The sequence below is a fragment of the Photobacterium carnosum genome, assembly GCF_002849605.1.
Taxonomy (GTDB): domain Bacteria; phylum Pseudomonadota; class Gammaproteobacteria; order Enterobacterales; family Vibrionaceae; genus Photobacterium; species Photobacterium carnosum.
The window spans coordinates 1-25,336 of sequence record NZ_NPIB01000017.1 but is presented as its reverse complement, the minus strand read 5'-3'; the positions used below and the strand labels follow the sequence as shown (position 1 = coordinate 25,336).

Below are 25,336 nucleotides of genomic sequence, written 5' to 3'. Positions count from 1 at the left end.
AGTTACAAAAAAGCCGAGTATTAACACTCGGCTTTTTTAAGTCAGGTTACACTACTAGCTAACCATTTTTAGGTGGTGTAAACGCAGTTAGTGTTGGAGCAACACCCGTGAATTTCTCAATTTTCACTACACCAGAATTACCACAGTTACCATTACCTAAACGTGATGTTGGAATATCCATCGTTAATACGTTTGCTCCACCATTTTTACACATACCCGTCTTAGGATCTAAATCAGGCCATGCACCTTCATGGATACATACGCTGCCTTTTTTAATGCCATCAGAAACAAAAGCACCAACCAAAACTTGACCACGTTGGTTATAAGCGCGAACTAAATCGCCATCTTTAATACCACGAGCTTTTGCATCTTCTGGATGGATCGTAATGGGTTCACGGTTCTGTACCGCATATTCTTTACGAAGATCAGCATAGTTAAACTGACTGTGCAAACGGTGTGCTAAGTGTGATGTCATTAACTGCAATTCACCATCATTGTAATTAAACATCCACTCTGTTGGCTCCATCCATACGGGGTGTGGAGGACAATCATCTAACTTAAAGCTTTCAATCGTTTTAGAGAAGATCTCAATTTTACCACTTGGCGTACCCAATGGGCTCATAATTGGATCTTTACGGAAATCAGCAAAACGTACAAACTCGGCGTTCTTTGCATTCCACTTCATTTCAATAAGTTTATTTGCTTCCCAAAACTTAGAGAAATTCATCATAGGAACACGCGCGTTACGGCCGCCTTTTTGTGCTGTTTTATAGAAATCACGCAGCCATTCCATCTCCGTTTTGTTTTCCATATACACATTTCGACCACCGGGTTTTAGGTGTTCTGCCATATCAGCAAACACATCTAAATCACTACGCGCTTCGTTTTGTGGTTCAACCACTTGCTTCATTGGCACAAGGTGTTGATTAGAGTAATCCCCTGTCATCGTCATATCATTACGCTCAAATGAGGTCGTAATAGGTAACACGATATCCGCATGTTTAGCCGCAGCCGTCCAGTATGGTTCTGAAATAACGATCAATTCGGGTTTTTGCCATGCTTTGATCAAACGGTTGGTATCTTGGTGATGGGTAAAGTTAGCACCGCCCGCCCACCAGATCATTTTTAGCTCTGGGAAGGTTAGCGTATGGCCATTATGTTGATACTCTGTTCCCGGTTTTTCTAAACATTCAACAATACGCGCAACAGGAAAAGCCGTCACCGAACCTTGAACAGCCCAGTCATTACCACCGGCAGAGCTTGCACCTAGAGATGGCGACATTGCAGGTAGAACACCAGCGTCACGCGTCGGATTACCACCATTAGAATAATGGTATGAATAGCCGAAACCACCGCCAGGTAAGCCAACTTGACCAAGCATTGAAGCAAGCACTGTTAGCATCCAGTGACGTTGCTCACCATGTTGCTGACGTTGCATTCCCCAACCCGCCATAAGCATAGTGCGGTTTTCTTTAAAGATCTTAGCCAGTAATTCCATTTGTCTTGCTGGCACACCACAGATTGCTTCTGCCCATTGAGGGCTTTTCTCGATGCCGTCTTCTTTACCCATTAGGTAGGCTTCAAATTGCTCAAAGCCTACGGTGTATTTAGCAAGGAATTCAGTATCGTGCTGTTGTGTTTTGATCAACTGATAAGCAATACCCATCATCATCGCCACATCAGATTGCGGGTTAGGTGCAATCCATTGTGCTTTATCACCAAAGAATTCAGCGGTTTCTGAACGCATTGGGTCAATGATAATAACAGTTTTGCCTGATTTCTTTAGTTGATGGAAAAACTCAAGACCTTGACCATCGCTTGAAGACCATGCGATCTTTAACGTATTAATGGGGTTCAAGCCCCACAATACAACTACTTTACTGTTTTCTAAAATTACAGGGTAAGTAGTTTGTTGTTCATAGACTTCAATCGAGCCAACAACGTGCGGCATAATAACTTGAGCCGCACCCGTAGAATAGTCGCCTAAGTGACCCGCATAACCACCCGACATACTCATGTAACGCTGAAGTAATGTTTGTGCTTTGTGCAATACACCACTTGAACGCCAGCCATAAGAGCCCGCAAAGATAGACTCAGGGCCATAAGCTTTACGAATACGCATATGTTGTTCATGGATCAGCTTATATGCCTCATCCCATGATACTTGCACAAATTCATCACTACCACGTACACCTTGAGGATCACTTGGATTTTCTAAGTAACCTTTACGTACCATTGGATACTTAACACGCGCTTTGGTGTAAACCTGTGAAGGACCTGTTTGTTGTAAGCTGTTGGGTACAGTTTGCGCTAAGCCGCTTTTGGTTGAGATAAGTTGGCCATCTTTAACTTCACAAAGCAAAGGTCCCATACGGCCAGCTGTTAGCACCAAAGAATCAGTACGACCAAGCGTAGCAGCATTAACCGATAACGGAGCGATAGAGGTGATCGCTAATGCACCAGCAGATGCACTTGCGCCTTTTAAAAAGCCGCGACGAGTAATAGTTGTCATAGTCACCACTCCCTTATTGATGAGTTGCCACGTCTTTCGCGTGGTTTTGGAAGAATTTAGTTAAGATCTCAAGGTTTAGCTCAGAGATATCAGTACGAGCGCCCATACTTTTTACAACAGGTCCCCAAGAGTTAACAGTGAAGTGATTGGCAGGAATTTTAGCGTGACAAGTTGCACAGTAAACATTATCTAATTCTTCTGCGTAGTCCCATAATGGTTGATTAGAAGCAAGAACAGGAGCTTCGATTGTGCCTGTTAGCTCAGCACTACGCCATTGATTACCATAAGCATCAGTCTTAGCATCGCCCAGTTTTAATGCTTTAATACCCGCATCAGTCAAAGTCGCGATAATTGAACGTTGACCTTCACCCATATAGATAACAGATTCTGCGCCTTTCATTTGGTAGCCAGAAACCATAACAGTGCGTTGGTTATCTTTATGCGCAACAGTGGTTAATTCAACCGTCGGATTAATCGTCGCAAGATCAGCCATTTTGATAGTTTTAATTGGATAAACTTTTACTGCATCTGCTTTGGTATTTTTAGCCATGTCAAAAAGGTGATCAAAAGCGGAGGTATCTAGCGTAGCTTGTGGTGCAAAGTGGGCAACACCTTTATGACAATCAATACAAGTTTGGTTATTTTCTCTTCCGTATGCATGCATTTTTTGTGCACTAGCAGATTGGTCGTAAGTTTCCATTGCATCAAAGCTGTGGCAAGAACGACAAGTAGCAGAATCGTTTTCACGCATTTGCTCCCATACGGTTTCAGCCATTGCTAAACGGTGATCTTCATACTTAGCATCAGTATCAATTTTACCCGTAACAAATTCATGGTAGATGTCTTTAGAAGCTCGAACCTTGGTAATTAAATAATCAATAGGATCTTTAGGGATATGGCAATCAGCACATTCTGCACGAATGCCTTTTTGATTACTAAAGTGAACTGAACCTTGATATTCAGCGAGTGGTTTTTGCATCGTATGGCACGATACACAAAATTCAGTACTAGAGGTTGCATGAAGTACAGCTTGTGTACCCCCTAAAGTTATCCAACCAATAATAATACCGATAACAGCAATTAAAGCAATATAGCGTTTTTTCATAAGTATGATCCTTTAGTTAGCCTTAGTCTTTGTATGGCTATTAAAGGATTTTACCTTTTCATATTACACATTTATTCATAATTAGTCTTTTTTGTTCTCATTTTGTGACTTATTTCTCATAAATTACAATTTTATCAATAATAAGTCACTTTTAATGATTTATTATTATACATATTTCAAATTAAAAATAGATAGAGTGTAATGATGTCACATCTATCTATCCTTCTTTGATAAATTTCACTCTCAGGGTAACTATAAATACAATCAGCAGCCAGATGTGACTAAATGATATTGCGGAATCTTCAATTGCTTATTATTACCTGAAAAAAGTGGATCATGTGAATCAATGAAACTATAAGATAAATAACAGTTCGAAGCTTTTATATTATCACCACTAGCATCAGGTCGATAAGATTTATTATTTGCATGGAAAGCAGGTGCAGTTTTTGGTGTCAGATAAATTGGATTAAATAATCCAGGATAGCCTTGAATATTCCAATCGCCATCACTTATATCTAGAATCCTTTTTATATTATCGCTAGTTGGTTTAATATACCCATAATTTAAATCAACTCTTTTTCCATTAATCTCGATGTTATTCTCAGACGTATTTATTTCAAAAAATGAGGAATGCTCTAACCCTTTCATTGCAGCTTTTGCATAAACCATTTCATTAGCGGCTTTTAAACTGCCTTCAAGCCCTTTCAAATCAGCAATACGAGCTTCTCGCTGTAATCCCATGAACTTAGGTGCAGCGACAACGGCTAAGATTCCTAGAATAACAATCACAACCACCAATTCAATTAATGTAAAACCTTTATTTCTCATTTTATCTCAATAATCGCGACTATTAACAATTATCAACATACACCAAAATGTGACATCAATCACACAAAAAAAACACAAAAAAAGCCCCTGCTCTCGGTACAGCGCAGGGGCTTTAGATAGTGATGGTAAACTGAACGTCCACCTATAATAAATAACATCCTGTATATTTATTATATTGTCCCTTGGTATTAGGCTGGAGACCTATAGAGACGGGGACCAATAAGAATAAGACAATAACCACACATTAAAACAAGGGTGATTGAGTTACAACGCACGGTTAACGTTTTATTCCAACTGGTTTAACGGCGCATTTGTTTCTGCGTTAATTCAACTGCACGTAATTGTGCCATTGCTTTCGCCAGATCCATTTCCGCCATTGCGAAGTTAACATCATCAGCATGCCTGTTGATGTTTTCTTCGGCGGCGCGACGAGCTTCATCAGCGCGGGCTTGATCGATGTCCTTCCCATGCATTGCCGTATCGGCAAGTACAGTTACTACGTTGGGCTGAACTTCAACTATACCGCCAGAAATATAAAGGATTTCTTCGGGATCCTTCAGATTTATGACAAAACTCGCTACACCTGGTTTTAATCGGCTTAATAACGGAGAGTGACCAGGGCGAATACCCAACTCACCATCGGAGCCTGAAACTGCCAGCGCGTGGGCTGGACCAGAGAACAAAGATCCCTCAGCACTTACGATATTGAGTTGGAACGTGTTCTCAGTAACGCCAATAGCCATAATGACTCCTTAAGCCTTATAAGGTTTTCGCTTTTTCGAGTACATTTTCAATGCCACCACAGTACAAGAATGCTTGTTCTGGAATGTCATCATACTCACCGCTTAATAAGCCTTTAAAGCCTATGATTGTCTCTTTAAGAGAAACAAAAATACCTTTTTGACCTGTAAATACTTCCGCTACGTGGTAAGGCTGCGTTAAGAAACGTTCAATCTTACGTGCACGAGATACAGTTTGCTTATCTTCTTCAGATAGCTCATCCATACCAAGAATAGCGATAATATCTTTTAATTCTTTATAACGCTGAAGCACAGTTTGTACGCCACGAGCAACATCATAATGCTCTTGACCAACAACCAAAGGATCAAGTTGACGTGAAGTCGAATCCAGTGGGTCAATCGCAGGGTATAGACCTAATGCTGCAATATTACGTGACAATACAACCGTCGCATCAAGGTGAGCAAACGTAGTTGCTGGTGATGGGTCAGTTAAGTCATCGGCAGGTACATATACCGCTTGAATAGAAGTAATAGAACCTGTTTTAGTCGATGTAATACGCTCTTGCAATACACCCATTTCTTCAGCAAGTGTTGGTTGATAACCTACCGCTGATGGCATACGACCTAGCAATGCTGATACTTCTGTTCCTGCCAAAGTGTAACGATAAATGTTATCGATAAATAACAATACATCACGGCCTTCATCACGGAAACTTTCTGCAACAGTTAAACCTGTTAATGCAACGCGTAGACGGTTACCTGGGGGCTCGTTCATCTGACCATAAACCATGGCTACTTTATCCAGTACCCCAGCGTCTTTCATCTCGTAATAGAAGTCATTACCTTCACGAGTACGTTCACCAACACCTGTAAATACTGATAAACCTGAGTGCGCTTTAGCAATGTTGTTGATAAGTTCCATCATGTTAACGGTCTTACCTACACCCGCACCACCAAACAAACCAACTTTACCACCTTTAGCAAACGGACAAATAAGGTCGATAACCTTAACGCCAGTCTCTAGTAATTCAGAGCTGCTTGATTGTTCTTCATAAGAAGGTGCAGCACGGTGAATGGCATATTTTTTCTTTTCACCAATTTCACCACACTCATCGATTGGAGTACCCAATACGTTCATGATACGGCCAAGAGTTTCTTCACCTACAGGTACAGAAATTGGCGCTTTAGTATTAACCACTTCTAAACCACGACGAAGACCGTCTGATGAACCCATTGCGATACAACGTACAACACCGCTACCAATTTGCTGCTGCACTTCTAGAACAAGCGCTGCATGCTCACTGTCACTCAGGGTAAGCGCATCATATACTCGTGGCACGCTATCTTGATTAAATTCAACGTCAACGACAGCGCCGATGACTTTGACAATCTTACCAGTACTCATTTGATGTCCTTAAAATTCTGTTTAAACGGCTTGTGCCCCAGAGACGATTTCACTTAGCTCTTGGGTAATTGCTGCTTGACGGGCTTTGTTATATACAAGCTGAAGATCATTAATCAGCTCACCCGCGTTATCTGTTGCAGCTTTCATTGCAACCATTCGTGCGGCTTGTTCACAAGCGATACTCTCAACGGTGCCTTGATATACTTGTGATTCGATATAACGAAGCATCAATTCATTGAGGATCGGTTTAGGATCAGGCTCATAGATATAATCCCAACGGCTTGCTTTATTCACATCATCTGATGCTTCTTGTTCAAGCTTAGGGTTAGGTAACAACTGGGTTACTTTTGGCATTTGCACCATGGTGTTTACAAATTGGTTGTAAACGAGGAACAAACGGTCAATTTTGCCTTGGTCGAAAAACTCCAACATGGCATTAACCGGGCCTAAAATATCTTCCAGTTTTGGTGAATCACCAATACCTGATGTTTGTGCAATCACGTTGCCGAAGCGATGGAAAAACGAAATTGCTTTTGAGCCGATCAAGGTGGTATCTACATCAACCCCTTGATCTTGCCACTGGCGCATATCGACCAACGCTTTCTTGAACAAGTTAATGTTCAAACCACCACATAATCCTCGATCTGAGGAAATAATGATGTAAGCGACTCGTTTTACTTCACGCTCTTCAAGATAGGGATGCTTATATTCCAACGAACCAGAAGTTAAGTGTCCGATCACCTTACGCATATTCTCTGCGTAAGGGCGGGTTGCTTCCATGTTATGTTGAACTTTACGCATCTTACTTGCGGCAACCATTTGCATTGCACTAGTGATCTTTTGCGTATTTTGTACGCTAGCGATTTTAGTGCGGATCTCTTTTGCATTTGCCATGGTTAGCTCCTATCTACATTCATACTGCGTCGTCTAGACGGAAAATATTCGCGTTACTTAGTACGACTGCGTATCAACGAATGTTTTTAGAAGCTGATGTAGACTTGCTTCGATATCATCGTTGTAATCACCTGATTCATTAATTGAAGCAAGCAACTCTGCATGTTGACTCTTAGCAAATGCCATTAATGCTTCTTCAAACGCACCAATTTGAGATAACTCAACACTGTTTAAATAACCTTTCTCAGCAGAGAAGATAGCAAGTGCTTGCTCCGCTACAGACATTGGCGCGTACTGCTTTTGCTTCATCAGTTCTGTTACTTTCTCACCGTGATCAAGCTGCTTACGGGTCGCATCATCAAGGTCAGATGAGAACTGAGCAAATGCTGCAAGTTCACGATACTGTGCCAATGCTGTACGAATACCACCAGACAGTTTCTTAATGATCTTAGTTTGCGCAGCACCACCAACACGAGACACTGAAATACCTGGATCTACCGCTGGACGTAAACCTGCATTAAACAAGTTAGTCTGAAGGAAGATCTGACCATCAGTAATCGAGATTACGTTTGTTGGTACGAAAGCAGATACGTCACCCGCTTGGGTTTCGATAATCGGCAATGCGGTTAATGAACCGGTTTTACCTTTTACTTCACCATTAGTAAATTGCTCAACATAGTGTGCATTTACACGTGAAGCACGTTCTAGCAAACGGGAGTGAAGGTAGAAAACATCACCAGGATAAGCTTCACGGCCTGGTGGACGCTTAAGCAATAGTGAAATTTGACGGTAAGCAACGGCTTGTTTTGATAAGTCATCATAAACAATCAATGCATCTTCACCGCGGTCACGGAAATATTCGCCCATAGTACAACCAGCATAAGGTGCTAGGTACTGTAATGCTGCGGCTTCTGAAGCAGAGGCAACCACGATAATAGTATTTTGTAGTGCGCCGTTTTCATCTAACTTACGTACTACGTTAGCAATAGTTGATGCTTTTTGACCGATAGCGACATAAACAGAGTAAATACCAGAATCTTTCTGATTAATGATGGCATCAATCGCCATCGCTGTTTTACCTGTTTGACGGTCACCGATGATAAGCTCACGCTGACCACGGCCGATTGGCACCATTGCATCAACGGCTTTGTAGCCAGTTTGAATAGGCTGATCAACCGATTTACGTTCAATAACACCTGGAGCAATAATTTCTACTGGCGCAAAACCGTCATTCTCAATAGCGCCTTTACCATCAATAGGTTGACCTAGGGTATTAACAACACGCCCTAATAAACCTTTACCAACAGGTACTTCAAGAATACGACCTGTACCGGTCACTTTCATGCCTTCAGCAAGATCAGCATAAGGACCCATAACTACCGCACCAACAGAGTGACGCTCTAAGTTAAGTGCCAATGCATAACGATTGCCAGGTAGCTCAATCATCTCACCTTGCATAACATCAGCAAGGCCATTGATATTAATAATACCGTCGCTTACAGAGACGATAGTCCCTTCGTTACGTGCTTGACTTGTCACGTTGAAGGTTGCGATTCGTTGTCTAATTAAATCGCTAATTTCGTTAGAGTTTAGTTGCATATCTATTACCTATTACGCCTGAAGGCTCGTTGCGAGTCGGTTGATAGAGCTTTTAAGCGTACCGTCAATCACCAGTTCACCAGCGTTGATCAGTATGCCGCCTATTAGCGTTTCATCGATGTGGCAATCAAGCTCAACACTACGATTTAATTTTTTCTGCAGCGCCTGTACTAAATTGGCTTGTTGTTGAATGCTTAATGGCTCAGTAGTAGTGACATGCGCAGTAACCATGCGTTCATAATCATCTTTAAGCTCATGAAACAATTCGACAACCTGAACGATCACATTTAGACGTCCATTTTCAGCCATTACTTTGATCAGGTTCTGGCCATGTTCGTCCAGTAGACCTTCACAAACGCCCAAGAACATGTCAGTAAACGCTGCTGAATCATTAGCACCAAACTGTTCGCTGTCTTCAATCTGCTGAGCAATGATTGGTTGACTAGCAACCGTTGCTGCGATGGTCAACATTTGCTCCCATTGTTCCAATGCCTGATTAGCAACCGCATAATCAAATGCAGCTTTGGCATAGGGCTGAGCAATGGTTAGTGGATCTGACATAATGTGCTCTCCGCTTACATATCCGTGATAAGTTTATTAACGAGATCGCGGTTAGCATCAGTATCCAAATTGCGATTAATCAGTTTCTCTGCAGTTGCAATGACCATATCGGACATTTCAGCACGTAGTTCCTGACGAATGCGATTACGTTCGCTTTCTAACTCAGCTTGACCTTGCGCTACAAGACGGGCTTTTTCTTTCACGCCTTCAGCTTGGGCATCTTCGATAATCTGTGCTCGACGCTTATTACCTTGCTCAACTAACTCACTCGCACTTTTCTTCGCATCTTCAAGAACTTTGGCACCATTTGCTTTCGCGATGTCGAGTTCTTTTGCTGCGTTTTCAGTATGAATAAGTCCATCGGCAATATCACGCTGGCGTTGTTCTATTAACGCAGTAAGCGGCGGCCAGACATATTTCATACATAACCAAACAAAAATCACAAAGGAAATTGCTTGACCAAGCATGGTTGCATTTAAATTCATACCATCCTCACTATTTAAATAACGTTATGATAAATAACGGTAGTTTAGCTATTAAGCTACAGCAAAGATGATGTAAAGGCCGATACCAACACCAATCATAGGAACCGCATCGACAAGACCCATCATGATAAAGAACTGCGTACGTAACATCGGCATAAGATCTGGTTGACGAGCAACACCTTCAAGATATTTACCCGCTAAATTACCAATACCAGCAGCCGCACCTGCAGCGCCCAAACCAATCAGTAGTGCACCAGCAACATAAAGAACTGCACTTACAATATCCATGAATGACTCCAAAATTATTAAATAGTTAAAATGTAAATCGAACTTAGTTTATTAATGCTCTTCTGTTGCCATCGCAAGGTACACAACGGTTAGTACCATAAAAATGAAGGCTTGAAGGAACACAATAAGAATGTGGAATAGTGCCCATGGAACGCTGAGCGCCCATTGCATCCACCACGGCATCAACGCTATTAAGATGAAAATCATTTCACCTGCGTACATGTTGCCGAACAACCGAAGACCGAGAGAAATTGGTTTTGATATTAATGTCACTAACTCCAAAACTAAATTCACCGGGTAAAGCCATGGACTTTCAAAAGGTTGTGTCGTGAGTTCTTTAATAAAACCACTTAATCCTTTTGCTTTTAATGTGTAAATTATGATTAACATAAACACACCAAGCGCCATTGACATCGGCACATTGACATCGGCAGAAGGTAATTCACGGAAATGCTCAAAACCAAGTAAGCGAGCAAGTGCAGGAATAAAATCAACTGGCAATAAGTCAATTGCATTCATTAAGAAAACCCAAACGAAAATAGTTAATGCTAATGGACCAATTAACTTATCTTTTGTTTGAAATATTTCCTTAACAAGGTTGTTTACAAATTCATAGGTTATTTCAATAAAACATTGCAATTTACCAGGAACGCCACTGGTTCCTCGTGAAGCAACATATCTAAAGACACCGATAAATAGTAAACCTAACAACCAAACCATGAACATGGAGTCAATGTTAATGCTCCAAAAACCCTTACCCACAGTGAAGAATGTTAGATGATGCTCAATATAATCGTGAGCGGTAGTTACTGATTCCACCTTACGTCATCCTAAATTGAGGTTTGTTAAGTATCGGAGTTAAAAAACATCCTAAAAATGTAACGCTATAGGCCAATAACATAATTTTGTTATCAACCGGTATAAAACGAGCCACAGCTAATATCATTAAAGCGGTATAAACCCATTTAACCAACGTGTTAAGCTTGGCTAAATATCTAATATTAACGTCTTTATTTATCTTCAATTTATATGCCGCACTACCAAGTCCGAGCAATGAAGGAATAATGGCAATCGCAACACCTATAATTGCAGATTTCATACCAAACGTGTCATTTGTAATACAAATGGATATTATAAATAAAAATCCAAGTATTGACTGCCCGAGTAATATGATTTTTGCTGCAGAAAGAATATCGTTACAACCAGAGTCTGCTTTCATATTTAAATCCTCTACACCCTGTATCTTAACTATTACAACTCCTTTCTTACTTGTGTTTATTACAGAAAATATAAAACCGTTAATTAATCCTTATCAACACCATGTACAGGTTGAAGCAACATGAATACTGAATCATTTTTAATTTATCGTTCTTCTTAATGAAATTTCAAACGTCGATCTTATTTAAAAATATTAGAATAAGTTACATTTATTAACACACTTCGCTAATGATCTTATTTTTCAATACGTTTAAGCTAACTCTCTGCCGTATGAAATCTACGTGATCAGTTTTACGATATCCATTAAAATAAATGCAAACAATGATTACTATTTTTGGTGCTTGATGTTGCAAGCTAATATTTACATTATAATGTATATATTACGCATAACTAATCATTCATATGTTTTAATTTTTGTTTACATTAGAGAGATCTCGCCGTTTGTATTAACCCTATAAAAAAAAACGTTATTTTATCAATAAGTAGATCCTCTTCATTTCAATATAAATAACTAACCGATACATTAGGAATTATATTGTTAACAAAAAAGCATCACAACAAACTCTTTTTAGAAACCAAAATATAATGACGAAGAAGAAAGACACCTTTATTATAAAAGCAACAAACCGCCATCAACAACAGTACAGCTATGCGTTTTTTGATTATATAAACGCCAAAACAAAAGGTACGATCACTTGTCCTATACATGGGAATTTTGATCAACGACCCGATATTCACCTTGCCGGGCATGGCTGTCCTACCTGTTCGGGTAAGCTAAAAAAGAATATTGGTGATTTTATAGCTCAAGCAACAACCATTCATGGCGGTAAATATTCTTATATGGGATTTATCTATAAAGGGGCATTACAGAAAGGGGTTATATATTGTCAGATTCATGGTGATTTTGAACAATGTCCTAACGCACATCTTGCAGGAAAAGGCTGTCCAAAATGTGCATCGTCTTATCATCACTCACAAACAGTATATATAACAAAGGCTAATAAAATTCACCATAATCGCTATCAATACTCTAATGTGAACTACACGAGTGCGCTCCAAAAAATAGACATAACGTGTCTTATTCATGGTGATTTTTCTCAACGTGCTGATGCTCATTTACGTGGTAGTGGCTGTCCAAAATGTGTGAACAACAATCAAAAAAAAACCACAAAACAATTTATCATTGATGCAAGAAAAATTCATGGCAATCGGTATAACTATTCATTATTTGAATATCAGAATATGCGAACAAAAGGTATTATTATTTGCACTATTCATGATCAATTTACCCAATTACCGACCAACCATCTTGCAGGTAGTGGCTGTCCAAAATGTGCATTACAAAGAAGGAAAAAAATCAGTCAGATAAATAACCAACCGCCAATTAAATTATTACAATCTTATTGATAGTAAAAATAAAATACCGCTTATGCTTCTTAAGAAGAAAGCGTAAAGCATATAGTTTTTATCGTATTATTATTAATCCTCGATGACAGTCGATTATATTAAATATATAAAGCATTTATTTTTAACGTTACCATTAATAAAATAGCTCAATCATGTCGATTATATTTCAGGTAATTTAAAGCCTCTCAATACATCGATCCCTACACGCCGCAGTTTAGCTATAATGCATACCACTAAAAACGACAGTGGGTTATCTGACCATTGTCAGTTACACTACGACGACTCACTCAACATCTTAAATTAGTCACTCAGACGGCATATACCATGACACAGAAAAATAACCCGCTACACGGCATTACCTTAGAGAAAGTATTGGTTGAACTTGTAGAGCATTATGGTTGGAATGAACTAGGTGCACGTATTAACATCCGTTGCTTTAATGATGATCCAAGCATTAAATCAAGTCTTAAGTTCTTACGTAAGACTGAATGGGCACGTACTAAAGTTGAAAGTTTATACCTTGATATGCATCGCTAATAACCAGATATAAAAAAGCCGCTACATTCTTCGCTCATTGAACGAAAAATGTAGCGGCTTAGTAAACTTAATAGGGTATTAGTATTAACACATAAGGCTTCGACAACCACTAACTGACGCTATAATTGATATTAAATTGACTTATTGCAGTTGTAAAAACATGATCGCTTGTGGCTTTTCAGCAAAAGTAAAGTATTCAATATCTATGTTACGAAATAATGCATCTTCAACTTTAACTACTTTTTCGATCCAGCTAGCATCTGCAACAACCGCGACTTGAGTAATATGCTTTAAGCCTGCATGAACAAGATACTTTAATTCTTCTATAATTGCGGCTAATTCAATGCCCGAAAAATTGTTAATTTCTTCATAGATAACAATTCCACCATGATCGACAGTTTTCGCTTCCGCATCCATCAAAATGCGCTTCATGTCATCTTCTGTTACTTTTCCTGATAACGTAAAAGCCACCGCATTATCAATGCCAATATCAATCATAGTTAACATTTAACATTCCTTCTTCAATATTACGTCAATAATTAACCTTTATCTTTAGTTACTATGCTCTTTTATCCGCACAGCTTCAGCCACTAAACGCCAATGTTTACTCAAAATCATATTACAACAATAATAATTATCACCTATCAACTCGCTAGAATAGTTACCCACTTTTTTTGTGGATAACAGTGATTTATATTTAGATATCAATACTATATTATTTTCAATAGCAAATATTTGAAAATAAAAAAGCCGCACTGTGTAAGTGCGGCTAGGATGTTGCACTTAATGTACTTATACATAGCACATCAAGTTTATTACGCTTCGTCACTCATTACGTTGAGCTTGGCGTGTCCGATAACTATGTATGGACCCATATTTTGACGAAGAAGCAAGAGTTTTACGGTATTACTATCCAAATTGTTAACAACTAAGAGTGTTACCTTAGAAGCTTTTACGTATTTCACTTACTGTTACGCGTTGCAACTTGATTGCTATTAATAACGGGTTAAATAGGTCTACCAATAACAACCGGAACCTGAATCTCTAAGTTAGATGAAAACAGCTTATTTCCTCCGTAAGCTTGATGATATATCTCAGTTCAGGTTAATTAAACTATGGTAGATAAATCGATAATAGGCAAATTTAAAAATGTAATCTTTAACAAAAATCATAATCAATAATGATATCTACCTGTAAATTATATTAAGAATCAATATATTACAAAATTATAATATGATAAAAAACAGTTAAATACCTAATAAAATTTTGTTACTAATAATCATTGTCAATAATACTATTTATCATTCATTCTTATAATTTGATTGCTTTCTGTGAAAACGTACTCATAATATTAAAATATTTACGCCCTAAACTCATCAAAAATGAAACCAAAGATTTCATAGCAAATATCAAAAAACGTGATCTAACTTTGAGATTTAAAATTCCACAAAAAAACTAGGAAAAATTCTTAATCCATTTATCAATAGTATCGGTATCGTCTCGCTATAGTGATTTGTCTTATTAATACAAATCTTATTTAAGCCCTAAGAGATCCAGCCGATGGAATTATCAATACTTAAACGAGTCCGCAAGCCCACGCTTGACCTATCGCCAAAAGAACGTCGTAAACTATGGTTTTCTCCTTTTTTAAAGTCCTATTTAGTAGTTTTCGTTAGTTATATGGCCATGTATTTGGTCCGTAAAAACTTCAACATTGCCCAGAATGACATGATTTCTGATTACGGCATGAGTTTAACCCAGCTTGGTACTATCGGTCTTGGATTCTCAATTACTTACGGTGTTGGTAAGACTGTTCTAAATTACTGGTCTGGCGGTAAGAATGCGAAAAACATTCTTCCTTTAGGTCTCTTATTATCAGGTTTTTGTATTCTTGGTATGGGCTTAGTCATGGGACCAAGTTCTAGCCAATTTATTATGATGACCATCCTTTATGCCGCATCTGGTTTCTTCCAATCAGGTGGTGGTTCAAACTCAGTAGTAACCATTACTAACTGGACACCACGTAATCGTCGTGGCCTTGGCGTTGGTTTCTGGAACATATCACATAATGCCGGTGGTGCATTAGCCGCTGCTGTTGCTATGTTTGGTGCTGATTACTTCTTTGGTGGTGATGTAAAAGGGATGTTCATTTTCCCAGCAATTATCGCTATCATTATTGCAATCATCGGCTTCTTTATGGGTAACGATAGCCCTGAAGCTTATGGTCTTGGTACTGTAGAAGAACTTTTTGAAGAACCCATTTCAGAAGAAGATAATGCAGTTAAAGAAAACAAACTGACTAAAATGGAAATTTTTAAGAAATATGTTCTCTTTAACAAAGTGATCTGGTTACTTTGTTTTGCTAACGTCTTTCTTTATATCGTACGTAGCGGTATTGACCAATGGTCAACAGTTTATGCACACCAAATTTTAGGTTTCTCTAAAGATGTTGCAAACTCTGGCTTTACCATGTTTGAAGTGGGTGCTTTAGTTGGTACATGTTTATGGGGTCTATTATCAGACTTATTTAATGGTCGTCGTGGCGCGGTATCTTGCATTGCTTTAATTGGTATTGTATTTACCCTAGGTTACTACCAACACGCTGATTCTATCTTTGCTTATAAAGCATCATTGTTTGCACTTGGCTTCTTAGTATTTGCGCCGCAATTACTGATTGGTGTGGCAGCTATCGGTTTTGTACCTAAACAAGGTCTAGCCGCAGCTGACGGTGTTAAAGGTACATTTGCTTACCTAATTGGTGATTCATTTGCAAAAATTGGTCTTGGCTATATTGCAGAAGGTAACCCATTCTTTGGTCTTGATGGCTGGACTGGTACTTTTGCCGCAATTAAAGCTGCTGCGATCGCTTGTTTTGTATTAATGGCTGTTGTTGCTTTATTTGAAGAAATTAAAATCCGCAAATTAGCACAACAACCCGCTATAAATTAATACTACTTTAAATAATAAAAACGCCTATCATTAAATTAATGGTTGGCGTTTTTTATTATCAATAACAATATATATACTAACAATCATGCTATAGAATAAGTTATCAAAGCATATATTCTATCAATAAATGTGCCATTCCAAGCCCCATTGATACCGTCCCTGTTTCAGCAATAATCTGATCTCTTTCTTTAAAAAATAACTCTAAGTGAGGGTGTCAATAAGTGGCATCAATCGCAGCACCTTGTACTGGGCGACATCCCATGTAACAAGGAAATATTATGGCATAGTTTTACTCATGCTGTAATTGCCTCTAATAATGGTGAAGTCGTTCTATTTCCACATCATATGGTGATAACGACAATTAATAAAAAAGGGGTTATTGATCATCTTTTAGTTCAACGAGATAAATACTTATCGTTTATCTATTTATAAAACAACAGTATTAACTTTACATCCTCTATTAATTAACTTATTGCGTATAAAACAATTTCATAGCTTTTAGTAAAAGTCTTTTACTTATTTATACTTTGTAATAACCAATTAATTAACCTATTATACGCGCCTACTCACAGGGACCGTAACTAATTGATTTAATTAAATCATATTCAAAGGATAATTATAAAACAAAATAAATTGTGAGATTATGACTGAACATTTTAAATATATTCTTATGGAATTCATTAATTTCATTTTTATTCTAATTCTTGTTACGCTACCTATTCTTACTGTTCGTTACGATGTCTTAACGTTACATAATAATATACCCGAACAATCACTAACAGAATGGAGTGAAGAAATATTATTAACTATTACAGCGGGATCTTTTTTGTTTATTAGCTTCATAGATAGAAAATATCATCATGGCTTTATATTAATTTCAGCTTTCTTTTATTGTATATTAATTAGAGAACTCGATTCATTTTTTGATAATTTAGTCTTTCATGGATTTTGGATTTATCCAGCGATAATCACTGCAATTACAGCACTTTATTACTCTATACAAAAACGAAAAAATACACTTAACACATTATATTTATTTGTAAAAAACAAAAACTTTCCAATATTATGTATTGGATTAGCCATTATTTTTGTATTCTCTCGATTATTTGGTATGGAAGTTTTTTGGCATCAAGTAATGAATTCTGATTTTCAGCGTATTGTAAAAAATATTGCGGAAGAAACTACTGAACTATTAGGTTATACAATAATAACGTATGCTGCAGTTAATTATATTTTTTCATTCAATAACAAAAAACAAATTAATAATTTAACATTATCGTCAGCCATAAATGATTATGGCTGATTTTCTGATAAAACAATTAAGCATTAGATGATTCAATACTCATCTGTAATACATCTTCACCCGCCACAGCAAAATGTAACTCAATACTACCTTTCGAGGTGATATTTTTTATTAATTTTATATCATGTTGACTATATTGTTTTAAAACAAGCTCATGAATTTCAGAAATTAATTTATCTTTATCCACTGTAGCTGTATTTTTTTTGCTCTCAAACCACATAAAACATTTCACACACTGATTATAAACACAGTGATAATAAACTAAAACAATCGTTTTCAAAAACACATAACTGTTAACAAATATTAACCGCATCGCAAATATAACCATAAAAAATAACAATTGGGTCAAATTAGGTACTATTCAGATTAAAGCATGATTTTTGAATGTATTAAAACTTACCGCTTATAACATCTCACCGTTGCGTCATGGACTAAAGTTAACATTCCCCTTTAATTAACGGCATGATACCGAAAATAGGTATCATTTAACAAAAATAAATAGACAACTAAATGTAAGCCATTTTTATTAACTATTCTTCATTTCAGTAATAACAATAAAAGTTCACTACGTTAATCGTATCCTTAATATATAAAAGATTTCATTCTTAGTGTGTAATAATTATGCCTAAAAAATCAGTATCCATAATAAATAACTCATATTTTTTAAATAATATTTGACGGTTGCTATCAACCCCGATATAAATGTAATTGATAGCTATTTACATTTATATTAAATAATCAAACTAATAACGTTAATATACTTTTAATCTCAATTTTATTAGCTACTTTTCCTATTATCAGACTATGTTCGGAGAAATAATAATGGCAAATAGTATTGCCTTATTGGGAAACCCAAACTGTGGCAAAACCACATTATTTAACATTTTAACGGGTTCAAGACAACGCACAGGCAACTGGGCTGGTGTAACCGTTGATAAAAAAGAAGGACTTTATCACTACCATAACCAAATTGTTACGGTGGTAGATTTACCTGGTATTTATTCAATGAGCTCCTTTGATGAGCAAGGATCTCTTGATGAACAAATTGGATGTAAATATATTTTAAGTGGTGAAGCGGATCTTGTGGTTAATATTGTTGATGCCGCCAATATTGAACGTAATCTCTACTTAACATTACAATTACTTGAAATGAATGTTCCCTGTCTAGTTGTGCTCAATATGCTAGATATTGCTCGCCAAAAAAGCATTATCATTGATAGTGAAAAATTATCCGCTCAACTTGGTTGCCCAGTCGTCAGTTTAATTGCAAATAAAAACAAAGGTGTCGAACCATTAAAAGCAGCAATAGAAAAACAACTTATTGCGCCTCAATTATCTCAATTTAAAACAGAATTTCCAGCACCGTTACATCAAGCAATCACACAATTAGCAGCAGAAATCCCTACCACATTAATTGCAGATAACAATAAAGAATGGTTAGCATTACGACTACTTGAATCTGACATTTCAGCACAACATCATGTTATAAATACGAATATTCCTACTCACGTAACACATTATCAACATTCACTTTATCAAACATACCATGAACAGGCTGATTTATTAATTGCTGATGCTCGCTATCAAACCGTCGCCAATCTCATCCATCAATGTACCTCTCATGAACAGGCAACACAGCACAAATTAACCCAATGGATCGATTCAATCGTCCTTAATCGCTATCTCGGCTTGCCGATCTTTTTGTTCGTCATGTACTTAATGTTTTGGTTTGCAATTAACATTGGTGGCGGGCTCCAACCTATTTTTGATCAAGGCTCAGCCGCAATCTTCATTCATGGTACTGCGTGGCTATGCCAATATCTCGGTTTACCTGTTTGGTTAACGGCCATTTTGGCACAGGGCCTTGGCGGTGGTATCAATACAGTAATGCCATTTATTCCTCAAATAGGATTAATGTTCGTATATCTTTCAGTATTAGAAGACAGTGGCTACATGGCACGAGCGGCATTTGTTATTGACCGCTTAATGCAATCAATAGGCTTACCAGGAAAATCCTTTGTGCCATTAATTGTTGGATTTGGTTGTAATATCCCATCGATCATGGCCTCTCGTACACTTGAAACCCCAAGAGATCGGATTCTAACGTCCATGATGGCACCCTTTATGTCTTGCGGTGCTCGATTAGCTATTTTTGGTGTTTTTTCTGCTGCGTTTTTTCAAGGCATGGGAAGCTTGATTGTTTTCTCTCTCTATCTACTGGGTATTTTTGTCGCAGTTCTTACTGGCTTTATATTAAAGAAAACGTTATTAACGGGTGAGCCATCGCCCTTTATTATGGAATTACCGACATACCATGTACCCAGTGTTAAAACAACATTGATCCATAGCTGGAGTCGTCTGCGGGGATTTTTAGTTAAGGCTTGCCGACTTATCATTCCTATTTGTATGATTGTGATGGCGCTAAATAGTGTTACGTTTTCTGGACGAGTTATTGAACCGGGTCAGCAACAACAGTCAGCATTATCTGATATTGGCCGTTGGGTAACACCTGTCTTATCCCCTCTGGGAGTGAGTCAACAAAATTGGCCTGCAAGCGTTGGTTTATTAACGGGTTTCTTAGCTAAAGAAGTTGTCGTTGGTACACTTAATACCCTTTATAGTGCTGAATTAGCCAATAAGCAGATCATAGATGGATCACACTCGTTCCATCTATTCGCTGAATTAAAAACAGCATGGCAAGATACGATTAATGGTGTAGTAAATAGCTTTTCATTAACTACGCTTAAAAATCCAATCAAAGCCAGCGAAGCTGATGGCACCATGAATACCACCTCAATGGGGCAAATGCAGAATCAATTTGGATCAATGGCGGGCGCATATGCATATTTAATTTTTGTTTTATTGTATGTGCCATGTGTATCGACAATCGGAGTTATTGCGAAAGAAATTGGTCGTAACTGGGCTTGGTTTTCTACTTTCTGGGGAATCGCTGTTGCTTATGCATTAGCGATAGGTTTCTACCAAACTGCAACCTTTATGGCACATCCAATAGCCACCATCAGTTGGGTGATTTTTGCAGTATTACTACTCACCAGTTTCATTGTTGGAATTCGTTATTTAAGTAAAAAAGTTGATTGGCAAATGTCAATTCCAACCACAGCACTACAACATAAAAGTGGAGGATGTCATTAATGACTAGCTTAATTGCCGTGAGAAATGCGATACGAACAGCGAAAATCATTTCACTAATTCAGCTCACCAAAAAATTTAACAGTGAACCACAATGGCTATTGATATTACTTGATGATTTAATCAAAAGAGGAAAAATAGAACGTTGTGAGCCAATAAAAACATGCAGTCAAGAGTGCCAAGGGTGTCAAACAAACCCACAAGATATAACTTATCGCTGGCGTGATGAGGAAATAATCATCGTAAATATTTAAAAATACCAACATTCTCCGCCTAAAAAAATGCTGTAATGCTGTATACCTAATAATTAATAAGCATTAATACGCAAAAAAGCAAAACGGCTTTAGACATATGTCCAAAGCCGTTTTCCTGTTCACTATATTCTGCGTTCCACTTCAGAATATCATCTTAGCGTTCCATCTAAGATGCTTACAACTACTTATGCTTCAGCATTCAGTAACGCTAGTGATTGCTGTGCAATCACAAATTCTTCATTGGTTGGAATAACCATCGCTAATGGCGTATTTGGCTGGCTAATAATACCTTCAGCGCCAAAACGAGCCGCTTCATTACCCGCAACATCTTCACGGTAACCAAAAATCTTCAATAAACGCATAATTTCACGACGTACAGGTAATGAATTCTCACCAATACCGCCAGTAAAGATAATACCGTCTAGTTCATCTAATGCGACCATATAAGACGCGATATATTTCGCAGCACGGTAACTAAAGACTTCAAATGCAAGTTTAGCGTCATGATTCCCCGCGTCCATTGCTTCAATAATGCCACGACAATCGCTAGTTAAGCCTGAAATACCTAAGAAACCAGAGTTGCTAACAAGTTCGTTATGTAAACGTTCTGGCGTCCAACCTTTCTTTAATAAATATTCAAGAATACTTGGATCAATATCACCACAACGTGTGCCCATCATCAGACCAGCAAGTGGGGTGAAACCCATTGAAGTATCAATACTCTCACCATTTTTAACAACACATACAGATGCGCCATTACCAAGGTGAACCGAAATAAAGCTTGATGCTTCAACAGGTTTATTAATTCGTTTCGCAGCTTCACGAGTAACATAATAGTGGCTTGTGCCATGAGCGCCATAGCGACGAATATTATATTGCTGACAAACTTCTTTAGAAATTGCATAAGTATATGCTTTTTCTGGCATGGTTTGGTGGAAAGCCGTATCAAACACAGCAAACTGTGACAATGTAGGGAAAGCTTTTGCTGCAGCGCGCATACCCAAAACATGGGCAGGATTATGTAACGGAGCTAAATCGCTCAACGCTTCAATATCAACCATTACTTGCTCATCAACATGAACAGTAGAATTAAACTTAGTTCCACCATGCACAACTCGATGACCAATTGTCACGATATTGTCTTTCATACCAAGCTCATCAACTAAAGCAACAATACGATCAATTGCTTGCTGATGATGACCATCAAGGCCATTGAGTTTGAACTCTTGTTTTACACCGTTAACTTTCCAGCTAACAACGGCTTCAGGAAGATTAAAACACTCACCAAGACCACTTAACGTAGCTTCACCGGTTACTGTATCAATCAATGCGAATTTAAGTGAAGAACTACCAGAATTGATTACAAGAACTAAAGAATTGCTCATGGTTATCTCATCAGAATATTTAAGGGCGAATTTCGGATTTATTAACAACATCCAGTTTTTTTTTACTCAGTTCAATGCGTAATATTCATTTAACTCAGTAAGTATATTCTACCCCATACTACTCAATTTTTTTTTAATGTCTCAACTTTTGTTTCAAAAACCACTTAAAAATTTAAATTTTACTGGCTTAGATCAATTTAAAGACTAAAAATCGATTTAATTCGCATAAATCTGCACCATTTAATCAAATTAAGTTGAATTTAATATGTAAATTTTTTCATATTTTAAGCTGTCATTAATAACAATACGTGAAATTTCAATCAAAAAGTTCAAATAAACGTCATTTTAGCGCTATTATTTCAATCGAGTGATGGCATAGACTTAATAAAAATAATATTACCAGCTATGCATTCTTACAGCGAATACTAAATAGTAAGAAAACATTACCGATCACAAATAATTCGCTTTTTTTAGAGTCAATAACAAATTATTAATCTGCTGATGGATTATCCATTGTTATATAATAATCATAAAGACGATCAATATTGGCACTACACATAATTGCCATTGCTGCTTTTAACTGTGATTGTGACCAATTCCACCATTGCATTTCAAGTAATAAACTAATTTGCGGCACTGTAAATCGTTTTTTAATACACCGTCCTGGATTACCCACAACGATCGAATAAGGGTCAACATTTTTAGTAATTACTGCACGAGTTCCAATAACAGCACCATCACCAATAATAACACCCGGCATAATCACACATTCAGCGCCTAGCCAAACATCATTACCAATAACAGTATTTCCTGCTCGTTCGAAGCCACTTTTTACTCCATCACCGAATTCAGCAAAATCAAACGGAAAAGATGAAATCCAATCATGTCTATGACCTTGATTACCGGCCATCATAATTACAACGCCACTGGCAATTGAACAAAAGCGACCAATAATGAGTCTATCAACATCACCAAAAACACCCGATTGCCACACTTCATTACTTGATTGATCACCTAATAAATAATGAACACATTGATCTTCAAAGTGATCCTGATGGTAATAGCCTGAATAATAGCTATAATCACCCACCTCTATATTTGGGTTAGTAATATGTTGCTTAATTTCATAACCGCCAATCCAAGATGGAAAAATATTCAACGCCATAACTCGCTCCTTGATACTCAACATTTACCACAAAACAGCATATCATAACTGAAATACTCATTATGATGGATCAACTATGACACTCAATCATTTACACAATGCTTACTTAGGTGAGCTTTATGGTATTAGCTTTTTTACTACATTTATTGAACAGTATAGTGACAATAACTGTAACAACAAATTGCAAGCCTTATTAAAGATTGAAATAATTACCGCAAAAAAGTTAAAAATAGCATTAATTCCATTAGGTATAACATGCCCAAATTATGATCAAAAAATGGCACAAAAAGGGGTTGAAGATGCAAGTAAATGGCTACATCTACCATGGACTGCATTAATTGATACGATGGTTGCTTGGGTTGCTCCTTATCAACAACGTTATCAACAGCAGGCTGAAAATGCACAACAACACCAAAAAATATTTAATTTAGTTGCTGACCATGAAAATGCTATTTATTACTTTTTAGTTGCGGAACAAGCTAATTCACCTGATAGTCTGCAAATATTACAGCGCTTCATCGATAATCATACGCTATAGCGGGAGTATGGTTAGCTATAAAGCAAAGAACCGGTGGCTCTATTATTTAATCATCACTTGATAACTTACTCGTGTCGTAACACCAGCCTCAAGTTCGCCAAATAATTGCCAAATAATGCCACCCTGATACCCAGAATCGTTAAGACCATCAGGCGTCAAAATTTGGCAACGCAATGACGACGGTAAATAACTATTGCTACAATCAATGATCGCTGTCGACACCATAAATAGAGGAATAGCCGCAGAAATATTAATGTTTGAAATAGCACTATTGGTGCTATTAACAACATAAATATTGTATTCAATCACATCGCCAGGCTTAGCATCGATCAAGGTTGATGCTTCACTACGTTGCGTAATATTTGTCACTGTTTTAGTTAGAACCACATTCTGAAAGGTTGAAGCGTACACAGTATAACTAGTTAAATTTAATGAAAAAAAAACAAAAAAAACACCAATATACTTCAACATAATTCCGCCTTTATAGACATTCATCATAAATAATAAATTTATTACTTATGATTTTATTGTCTCATTACTTATTCATTGTCTTATTTCTAAGAAAAAAACGACAAAAGCAGTAACAGAACGATGATCAAGATACGATTTTTTACGGGGAATGTAACTTCAACTAAAATCTACTGGCCAATATATGGTTAACTAAGGCAAAAACAAGCTTACATTGATGGCACTAAACCAACTATAATAATAAAAACATTTATAAACAATGTGTTAAAAAAAACGATATCTTAAATTTTCAATGATTTTATCGATCCCTTGATCATCGTTCCATGACCTAATAATTTTACTTATCACACTCCTTCCTTCATAATATCTACCATTAATTATGTATAATTATTCATTTTTATTAGGCTATAAAAATAAACCTGATTACCACTATTTAACAGCCACTGTTAAATTATCTCCTATACTTCAATATATTGAAGTATAGGAGTGACGTTATGCCTAAGAATTCAATCCAATTTCAGAAAGGCTTTTCTATACCCGTATTT

General features: G+C 37.3%; 24 protein-coding genes. 7 read left to right on the top strand and 17 right to left on the bottom strand.

The genetic code is table 11. The annotated features are described in order from the left end of the window. Positions 1-58: 58 nt before the first annotated feature. From CIK00_RS13555 to CIK00_RS13500, 12 genes are all read right to left on the bottom strand, one after another. Positions 59-2,512, bottom strand: coding sequence for a molybdopterin guanine dinucleotide-containing S/N-oxide reductase (locus tag CIK00_RS13555; protein WP_101769375.1), 2,454 nt, complete (start codon positions 2,510-2,512; stop codon positions 59-61). A gap of 13 nt (positions 2,513-2,525) precedes the next feature. Then, the gene (locus CIK00_RS13550; RefSeq protein ID WP_101769374.1) at positions 2,526-3,617 is read right to left on the bottom strand and encodes a NapC/NirT family cytochrome c; all 1,092 of its coding nucleotides are present in this window, start codon (positions 3,615-3,617) and stop codon (positions 2,526-2,528) included. Positions 3,618-3,881: 264 nt separating this feature from the next. Beyond that, positions 3,882-4,445, bottom strand: a complete 564-nt coding sequence (locus CIK00_RS21625) for a type II secretion system protein (protein ID WP_101769373.1) — start codon at positions 4,443-4,445, stop codon at positions 3,882-3,884. A gap of 299 nt (positions 4,446-4,744) precedes the next feature. Next, on the bottom strand, positions 4,745-5,188 hold the full coding sequence (locus CIK00_RS13540) for a F0F1 ATP synthase subunit epsilon (RefSeq protein WP_101769372.1): 444 nt from the start codon (positions 5,186-5,188) through the stop codon (positions 4,745-4,747). A 16-nt stretch (positions 5,189-5,204) separates the two neighbouring features. Then, on the bottom strand, positions 5,205-6,590 hold the full coding sequence (atpD, locus tag CIK00_RS13535) for a F0F1 ATP synthase subunit beta (RefSeq protein WP_101769371.1): 1,386 nt from the start codon (positions 6,588-6,590) through the stop codon (positions 5,205-5,207). 21 nt (positions 6,591-6,611) lie between these two features. Further along, positions 6,612-7,484, bottom strand: coding sequence for a F0F1 ATP synthase subunit gamma (gene atpG, locus CIK00_RS13530; protein WP_101769370.1), 873 nt, complete (start codon positions 7,482-7,484; stop codon positions 6,612-6,614). Between the two features lie 57 nt (positions 7,485-7,541). After that, positions 7,542-9,083: a F0F1 ATP synthase subunit alpha gene (gene atpA / locus CIK00_RS13525; protein WP_101769369.1), complete on the bottom strand. Its 1,542-nt coding sequence runs from the start codon at positions 9,081-9,083 to the stop codon at positions 7,542-7,544. Positions 9,084-9,095: 12 nt separating this feature from the next. Beyond that, complete coding sequence (locus CIK00_RS13520) at positions 9,096-9,644, bottom strand: F0F1 ATP synthase subunit delta (protein WP_045037085.1); 549 nt, start codon at positions 9,642-9,644, stop codon at positions 9,096-9,098. Positions 9,645-9,658: 14 nt separating this feature from the next. Beyond that, positions 9,659-10,129, bottom strand: a complete 471-nt coding sequence (atpF, locus tag CIK00_RS13515; RefSeq protein WP_101769368.1) for a F0F1 ATP synthase subunit B — start codon at positions 10,127-10,129, stop codon at positions 9,659-9,661. Positions 10,130-10,180: 51 nt separating this feature from the next. After that, entirely contained in the window at positions 10,181-10,417 is a 237-nt protein-coding gene (gene atpE / locus CIK00_RS13510) for a F0F1 ATP synthase subunit C (RefSeq protein WP_036791577.1), read from the bottom strand. A gap of 51 nt (positions 10,418-10,468) precedes the next feature. Further along, positions 10,469-11,236 (bottom strand): F0F1 ATP synthase subunit A, encoded by a 768-nt coding sequence (gene atpB, locus CIK00_RS13505; protein ID WP_101769367.1) that lies wholly within the window; start codon positions 11,234-11,236, stop codon positions 10,469-10,471. A gap of 1 nt (position 11,237) precedes the next feature. Continuing rightward, positions 11,238-11,636 (bottom strand): hypothetical protein, encoded by a 399-nt coding sequence (locus CIK00_RS13500; protein WP_101769366.1) that lies wholly within the window; start codon positions 11,634-11,636, stop codon positions 11,238-11,240. A 584-nt stretch (positions 11,637-12,220) separates the two neighbouring features. Between CIK00_RS13500 and CIK00_RS13495 the strand changes: the two genes are divergently transcribed. Together CIK00_RS13495 and CIK00_RS13490 are read left to right on the top strand one after the other, a co-directional pair. Beyond that, positions 12,221-13,042 carry a hypothetical protein gene (locus CIK00_RS13495; RefSeq protein ID WP_101769365.1) on the top strand — a complete coding sequence of 274 codons (822 nt, stop codon included), beginning with the start codon at positions 12,221-12,223 and terminating at the stop codon, positions 13,040-13,042. A 324-nt stretch (positions 13,043-13,366) separates the two neighbouring features. Then, positions 13,367-13,579: a VF530 family protein gene (locus CIK00_RS13490; protein ID WP_101769364.1), complete on the top strand. Its 213-nt coding sequence runs from the start codon at positions 13,367-13,369 to the stop codon at positions 13,577-13,579. Positions 13,580-13,720: 141 nt separating this feature from the next. Here the strand turns inward: CIK00_RS13490 and CIK00_RS13485 are convergent, their stop codons facing one another. Then, the gene (locus tag CIK00_RS13485; RefSeq protein WP_101769363.1) at positions 13,721-14,086 is read right to left on the bottom strand and encodes a SpoIIAA family protein; all 366 of its coding nucleotides are present in this window, start codon (positions 14,084-14,086) and stop codon (positions 13,721-13,723) included. Between the two features lie 1,053 nt (positions 14,087-15,139). Between CIK00_RS13485 and uhpT the strand changes: the two genes are divergently transcribed. Both uhpT and CIK00_RS13475 read left to right on the top strand, forming a co-directional pair. Next, the gene (uhpT, locus tag CIK00_RS13480; protein WP_101769362.1) at positions 15,140-16,528 is read left to right on the top strand and encodes a hexose-6-phosphate:phosphate antiporter; all 1,389 of its coding nucleotides are present in this window, start codon (positions 15,140-15,142) and stop codon (positions 16,526-16,528) included. 643 nt (positions 16,529-17,171) lie between these two features. Continuing rightward, positions 17,172-17,831, top strand: a complete 660-nt coding sequence (locus CIK00_RS13475) for a hypothetical protein (RefSeq protein WP_101769361.1) — start codon at positions 17,172-17,174, stop codon at positions 17,829-17,831. 16 nt (positions 17,832-17,847) lie between these two features. On the opposite strand, the gene CIK00_RS13470 is transcribed toward CIK00_RS13475, so the two are convergent. Beyond that, entirely contained in the window at positions 17,848-18,051 is a 204-nt protein-coding gene (locus CIK00_RS13470) for a hypothetical protein (RefSeq protein ID WP_144043164.1), read from the bottom strand. A 602-nt stretch (positions 18,052-18,653) separates the two neighbouring features. Here CIK00_RS13470 and feoB point away from each other — a divergent pair. Next, complete coding sequence (feoB, locus tag CIK00_RS13465) at positions 18,654-20,984, top strand: Fe(2+) transporter permease subunit FeoB (RefSeq protein WP_101769359.1); 2,331 nt, start codon at positions 18,654-18,656, stop codon at positions 20,982-20,984. Beyond that, positions 20,984-21,235 carry a FeoC-like transcriptional regulator gene (locus CIK00_RS13460; protein ID WP_101769358.1) on the top strand — a complete coding sequence of 84 codons (252 nt, stop codon included), beginning with the start codon at positions 20,984-20,986 and terminating at the stop codon, positions 21,233-21,235. The genes feoB and CIK00_RS13460 overlap by 1 nt, the downstream gene beginning before the upstream one ends. A 185-nt stretch (positions 21,236-21,420) precedes the next feature. Here the strand turns inward: CIK00_RS13460 and CIK00_RS13455 are convergent, their stop codons facing one another. Together CIK00_RS13455 and CIK00_RS13450 are read right to left on the bottom strand one after the other, a co-directional pair. Further along, on the bottom strand, positions 21,421-22,620 hold the full coding sequence (locus CIK00_RS13455; RefSeq protein WP_101769357.1) for an acetate/propionate family kinase: 1,200 nt from the start codon (positions 22,618-22,620) through the stop codon (positions 21,421-21,423). 490 nt (positions 22,621-23,110) lie between these two features. Then, on the bottom strand, positions 23,111-23,785 hold the full coding sequence (locus tag CIK00_RS13450) for a CatB-related O-acetyltransferase (RefSeq protein ID WP_101769356.1): 675 nt from the start codon (positions 23,783-23,785) through the stop codon (positions 23,111-23,113). 76 nt (positions 23,786-23,861) lie between these two features. Here CIK00_RS13450 and CIK00_RS13445 point away from each other — a divergent pair, with 76 nt between their 5' ends. Further along, positions 23,862-24,323, top strand: a complete 462-nt coding sequence (locus tag CIK00_RS13445) for a hypothetical protein (protein WP_101769355.1) — start codon at positions 23,862-23,864, stop codon at positions 24,321-24,323. 42 nt (positions 24,324-24,365) lie between these two features. Here the strand turns inward: CIK00_RS13445 and CIK00_RS13440 are convergent, their stop codons facing one another. Continuing rightward, the gene (locus tag CIK00_RS13440) at positions 24,366-24,794 is read right to left on the bottom strand and encodes a hypothetical protein (protein ID WP_101769354.1); all 429 of its coding nucleotides are present in this window, start codon (positions 24,792-24,794) and stop codon (positions 24,366-24,368) included. Positions 24,795-25,336 lie beyond the last annotated feature (542 nt).

Coding starts and splice junctions, on each gene's coding strand:
- CIK00_RS13445 (WP_101769355.1), top strand. CDS start 23,862: ATGACACTCAATCATTTACACAATGCTTACTTAGGTGAGCTTTATGGT.
- CIK00_RS21625 (WP_101769373.1), bottom strand. CDS start 4,445: ATGAGAAATAAAGGTTTTACATTAATTGAATTGGTGGTTGTGATTGTT.
- CIK00_RS13475 (WP_101769361.1), top strand. CDS start 17,172: ATGACTGAACATTTTAAATATATTCTTATGGAATTCATTAATTTCATT.
- atpE (WP_036791577.1), bottom strand. CDS start 10,417: ATGGATATTGTAAGTGCAGTTCTTTATGTTGCTGGTGCACTACTGATT.
- uhpT (WP_101769362.1), top strand. CDS start 15,140: ATGGAATTATCAATACTTAAACGAGTCCGCAAGCCCACGCTTGACCTA.
- atpD (WP_101769371.1), bottom strand. CDS start 6,590: ATGAGTACTGGTAAGATTGTCAAAGTCATCGGCGCTGTCGTTGACGTT.
- CIK00_RS13455 (WP_101769357.1), bottom strand. CDS start 22,620: ATGAGCAATTCTTTAGTTCTTGTAATCAATTCTGGTAGTTCTTCACTT.
- CIK00_RS13460 (WP_101769358.1), top strand. CDS start 20,984: ATGACTAGCTTAATTGCCGTGAGAAATGCGATACGAACAGCGAAAATC.
- CIK00_RS13500 (WP_101769366.1), bottom strand. CDS start 11,636: ATGAAAGCAGACTCTGGTTGTAACGATATTCTTTCTGCAGCAAAAATC.
- CIK00_RS13540 (WP_101769372.1), bottom strand. CDS start 5,188: ATGGCTATTGGCGTTACTGAGAACACGTTCCAACTCAATATCGTAAGT.
- CIK00_RS13490 (WP_101769364.1), top strand. CDS start 13,367: ATGACACAGAAAAATAACCCGCTACACGGCATTACCTTAGAGAAAGTA.
- CIK00_RS13555 (WP_101769375.1), bottom strand. CDS start 2,512: ATGACAACTATTACTCGTCGCGGCTTTTTAAAAGGCGCAAGTGCATCT.
- atpF (WP_101769368.1), bottom strand. CDS start 10,129: ATGAATTTAAATGCAACCATGCTTGGTCAAGCAATTTCCTTTGTGATT.
- CIK00_RS13470 (WP_144043164.1), bottom strand. CDS start 18,051: ATGTGGTTTGAGAGCAAAAAAAATACAGCTACAGTGGATAAAGATAAA.
- atpG (WP_101769370.1), bottom strand. CDS start 7,484: ATGGCAAATGCAAAAGAGATCCGCACTAAAATCGCTAGCGTACAAAAT.
- CIK00_RS13550 (WP_101769374.1), bottom strand. CDS start 3,617: ATGAAAAAACGCTATATTGCTTTAATTGCTGTTATCGGTATTATTATT.
- CIK00_RS13485 (WP_101769363.1), bottom strand. CDS start 14,086: ATGTTAACTATGATTGATATTGGCATTGATAATGCGGTGGCTTTTACG.
- CIK00_RS13520 (WP_045037085.1), bottom strand. CDS start 9,644: ATGTCAGATCCACTAACCATTGCTCAGCCCTATGCCAAAGCTGCATTT.
- CIK00_RS13495 (WP_101769365.1), top strand. CDS start 12,221: ATGACGAAGAAGAAAGACACCTTTATTATAAAAGCAACAAACCGCCAT.
- atpA (WP_101769369.1), bottom strand. CDS start 9,083: ATGCAACTAAACTCTAACGAAATTAGCGATTTAATTAGACAACGAATC.
- CIK00_RS13450 (WP_101769356.1), bottom strand. CDS start 23,785: ATGGCGTTGAATATTTTTCCATCTTGGATTGGCGGTTATGAAATTAAG.
- CIK00_RS13440 (WP_101769354.1), bottom strand. CDS start 24,794: ATGTTGAAGTATATTGGTGTTTTTTTTGTTTTTTTTTCATTAAATTTA.
- feoB (WP_101769359.1), top strand. CDS start 18,654: ATGGCAAATAGTATTGCCTTATTGGGAAACCCAAACTGTGGCAAAACC.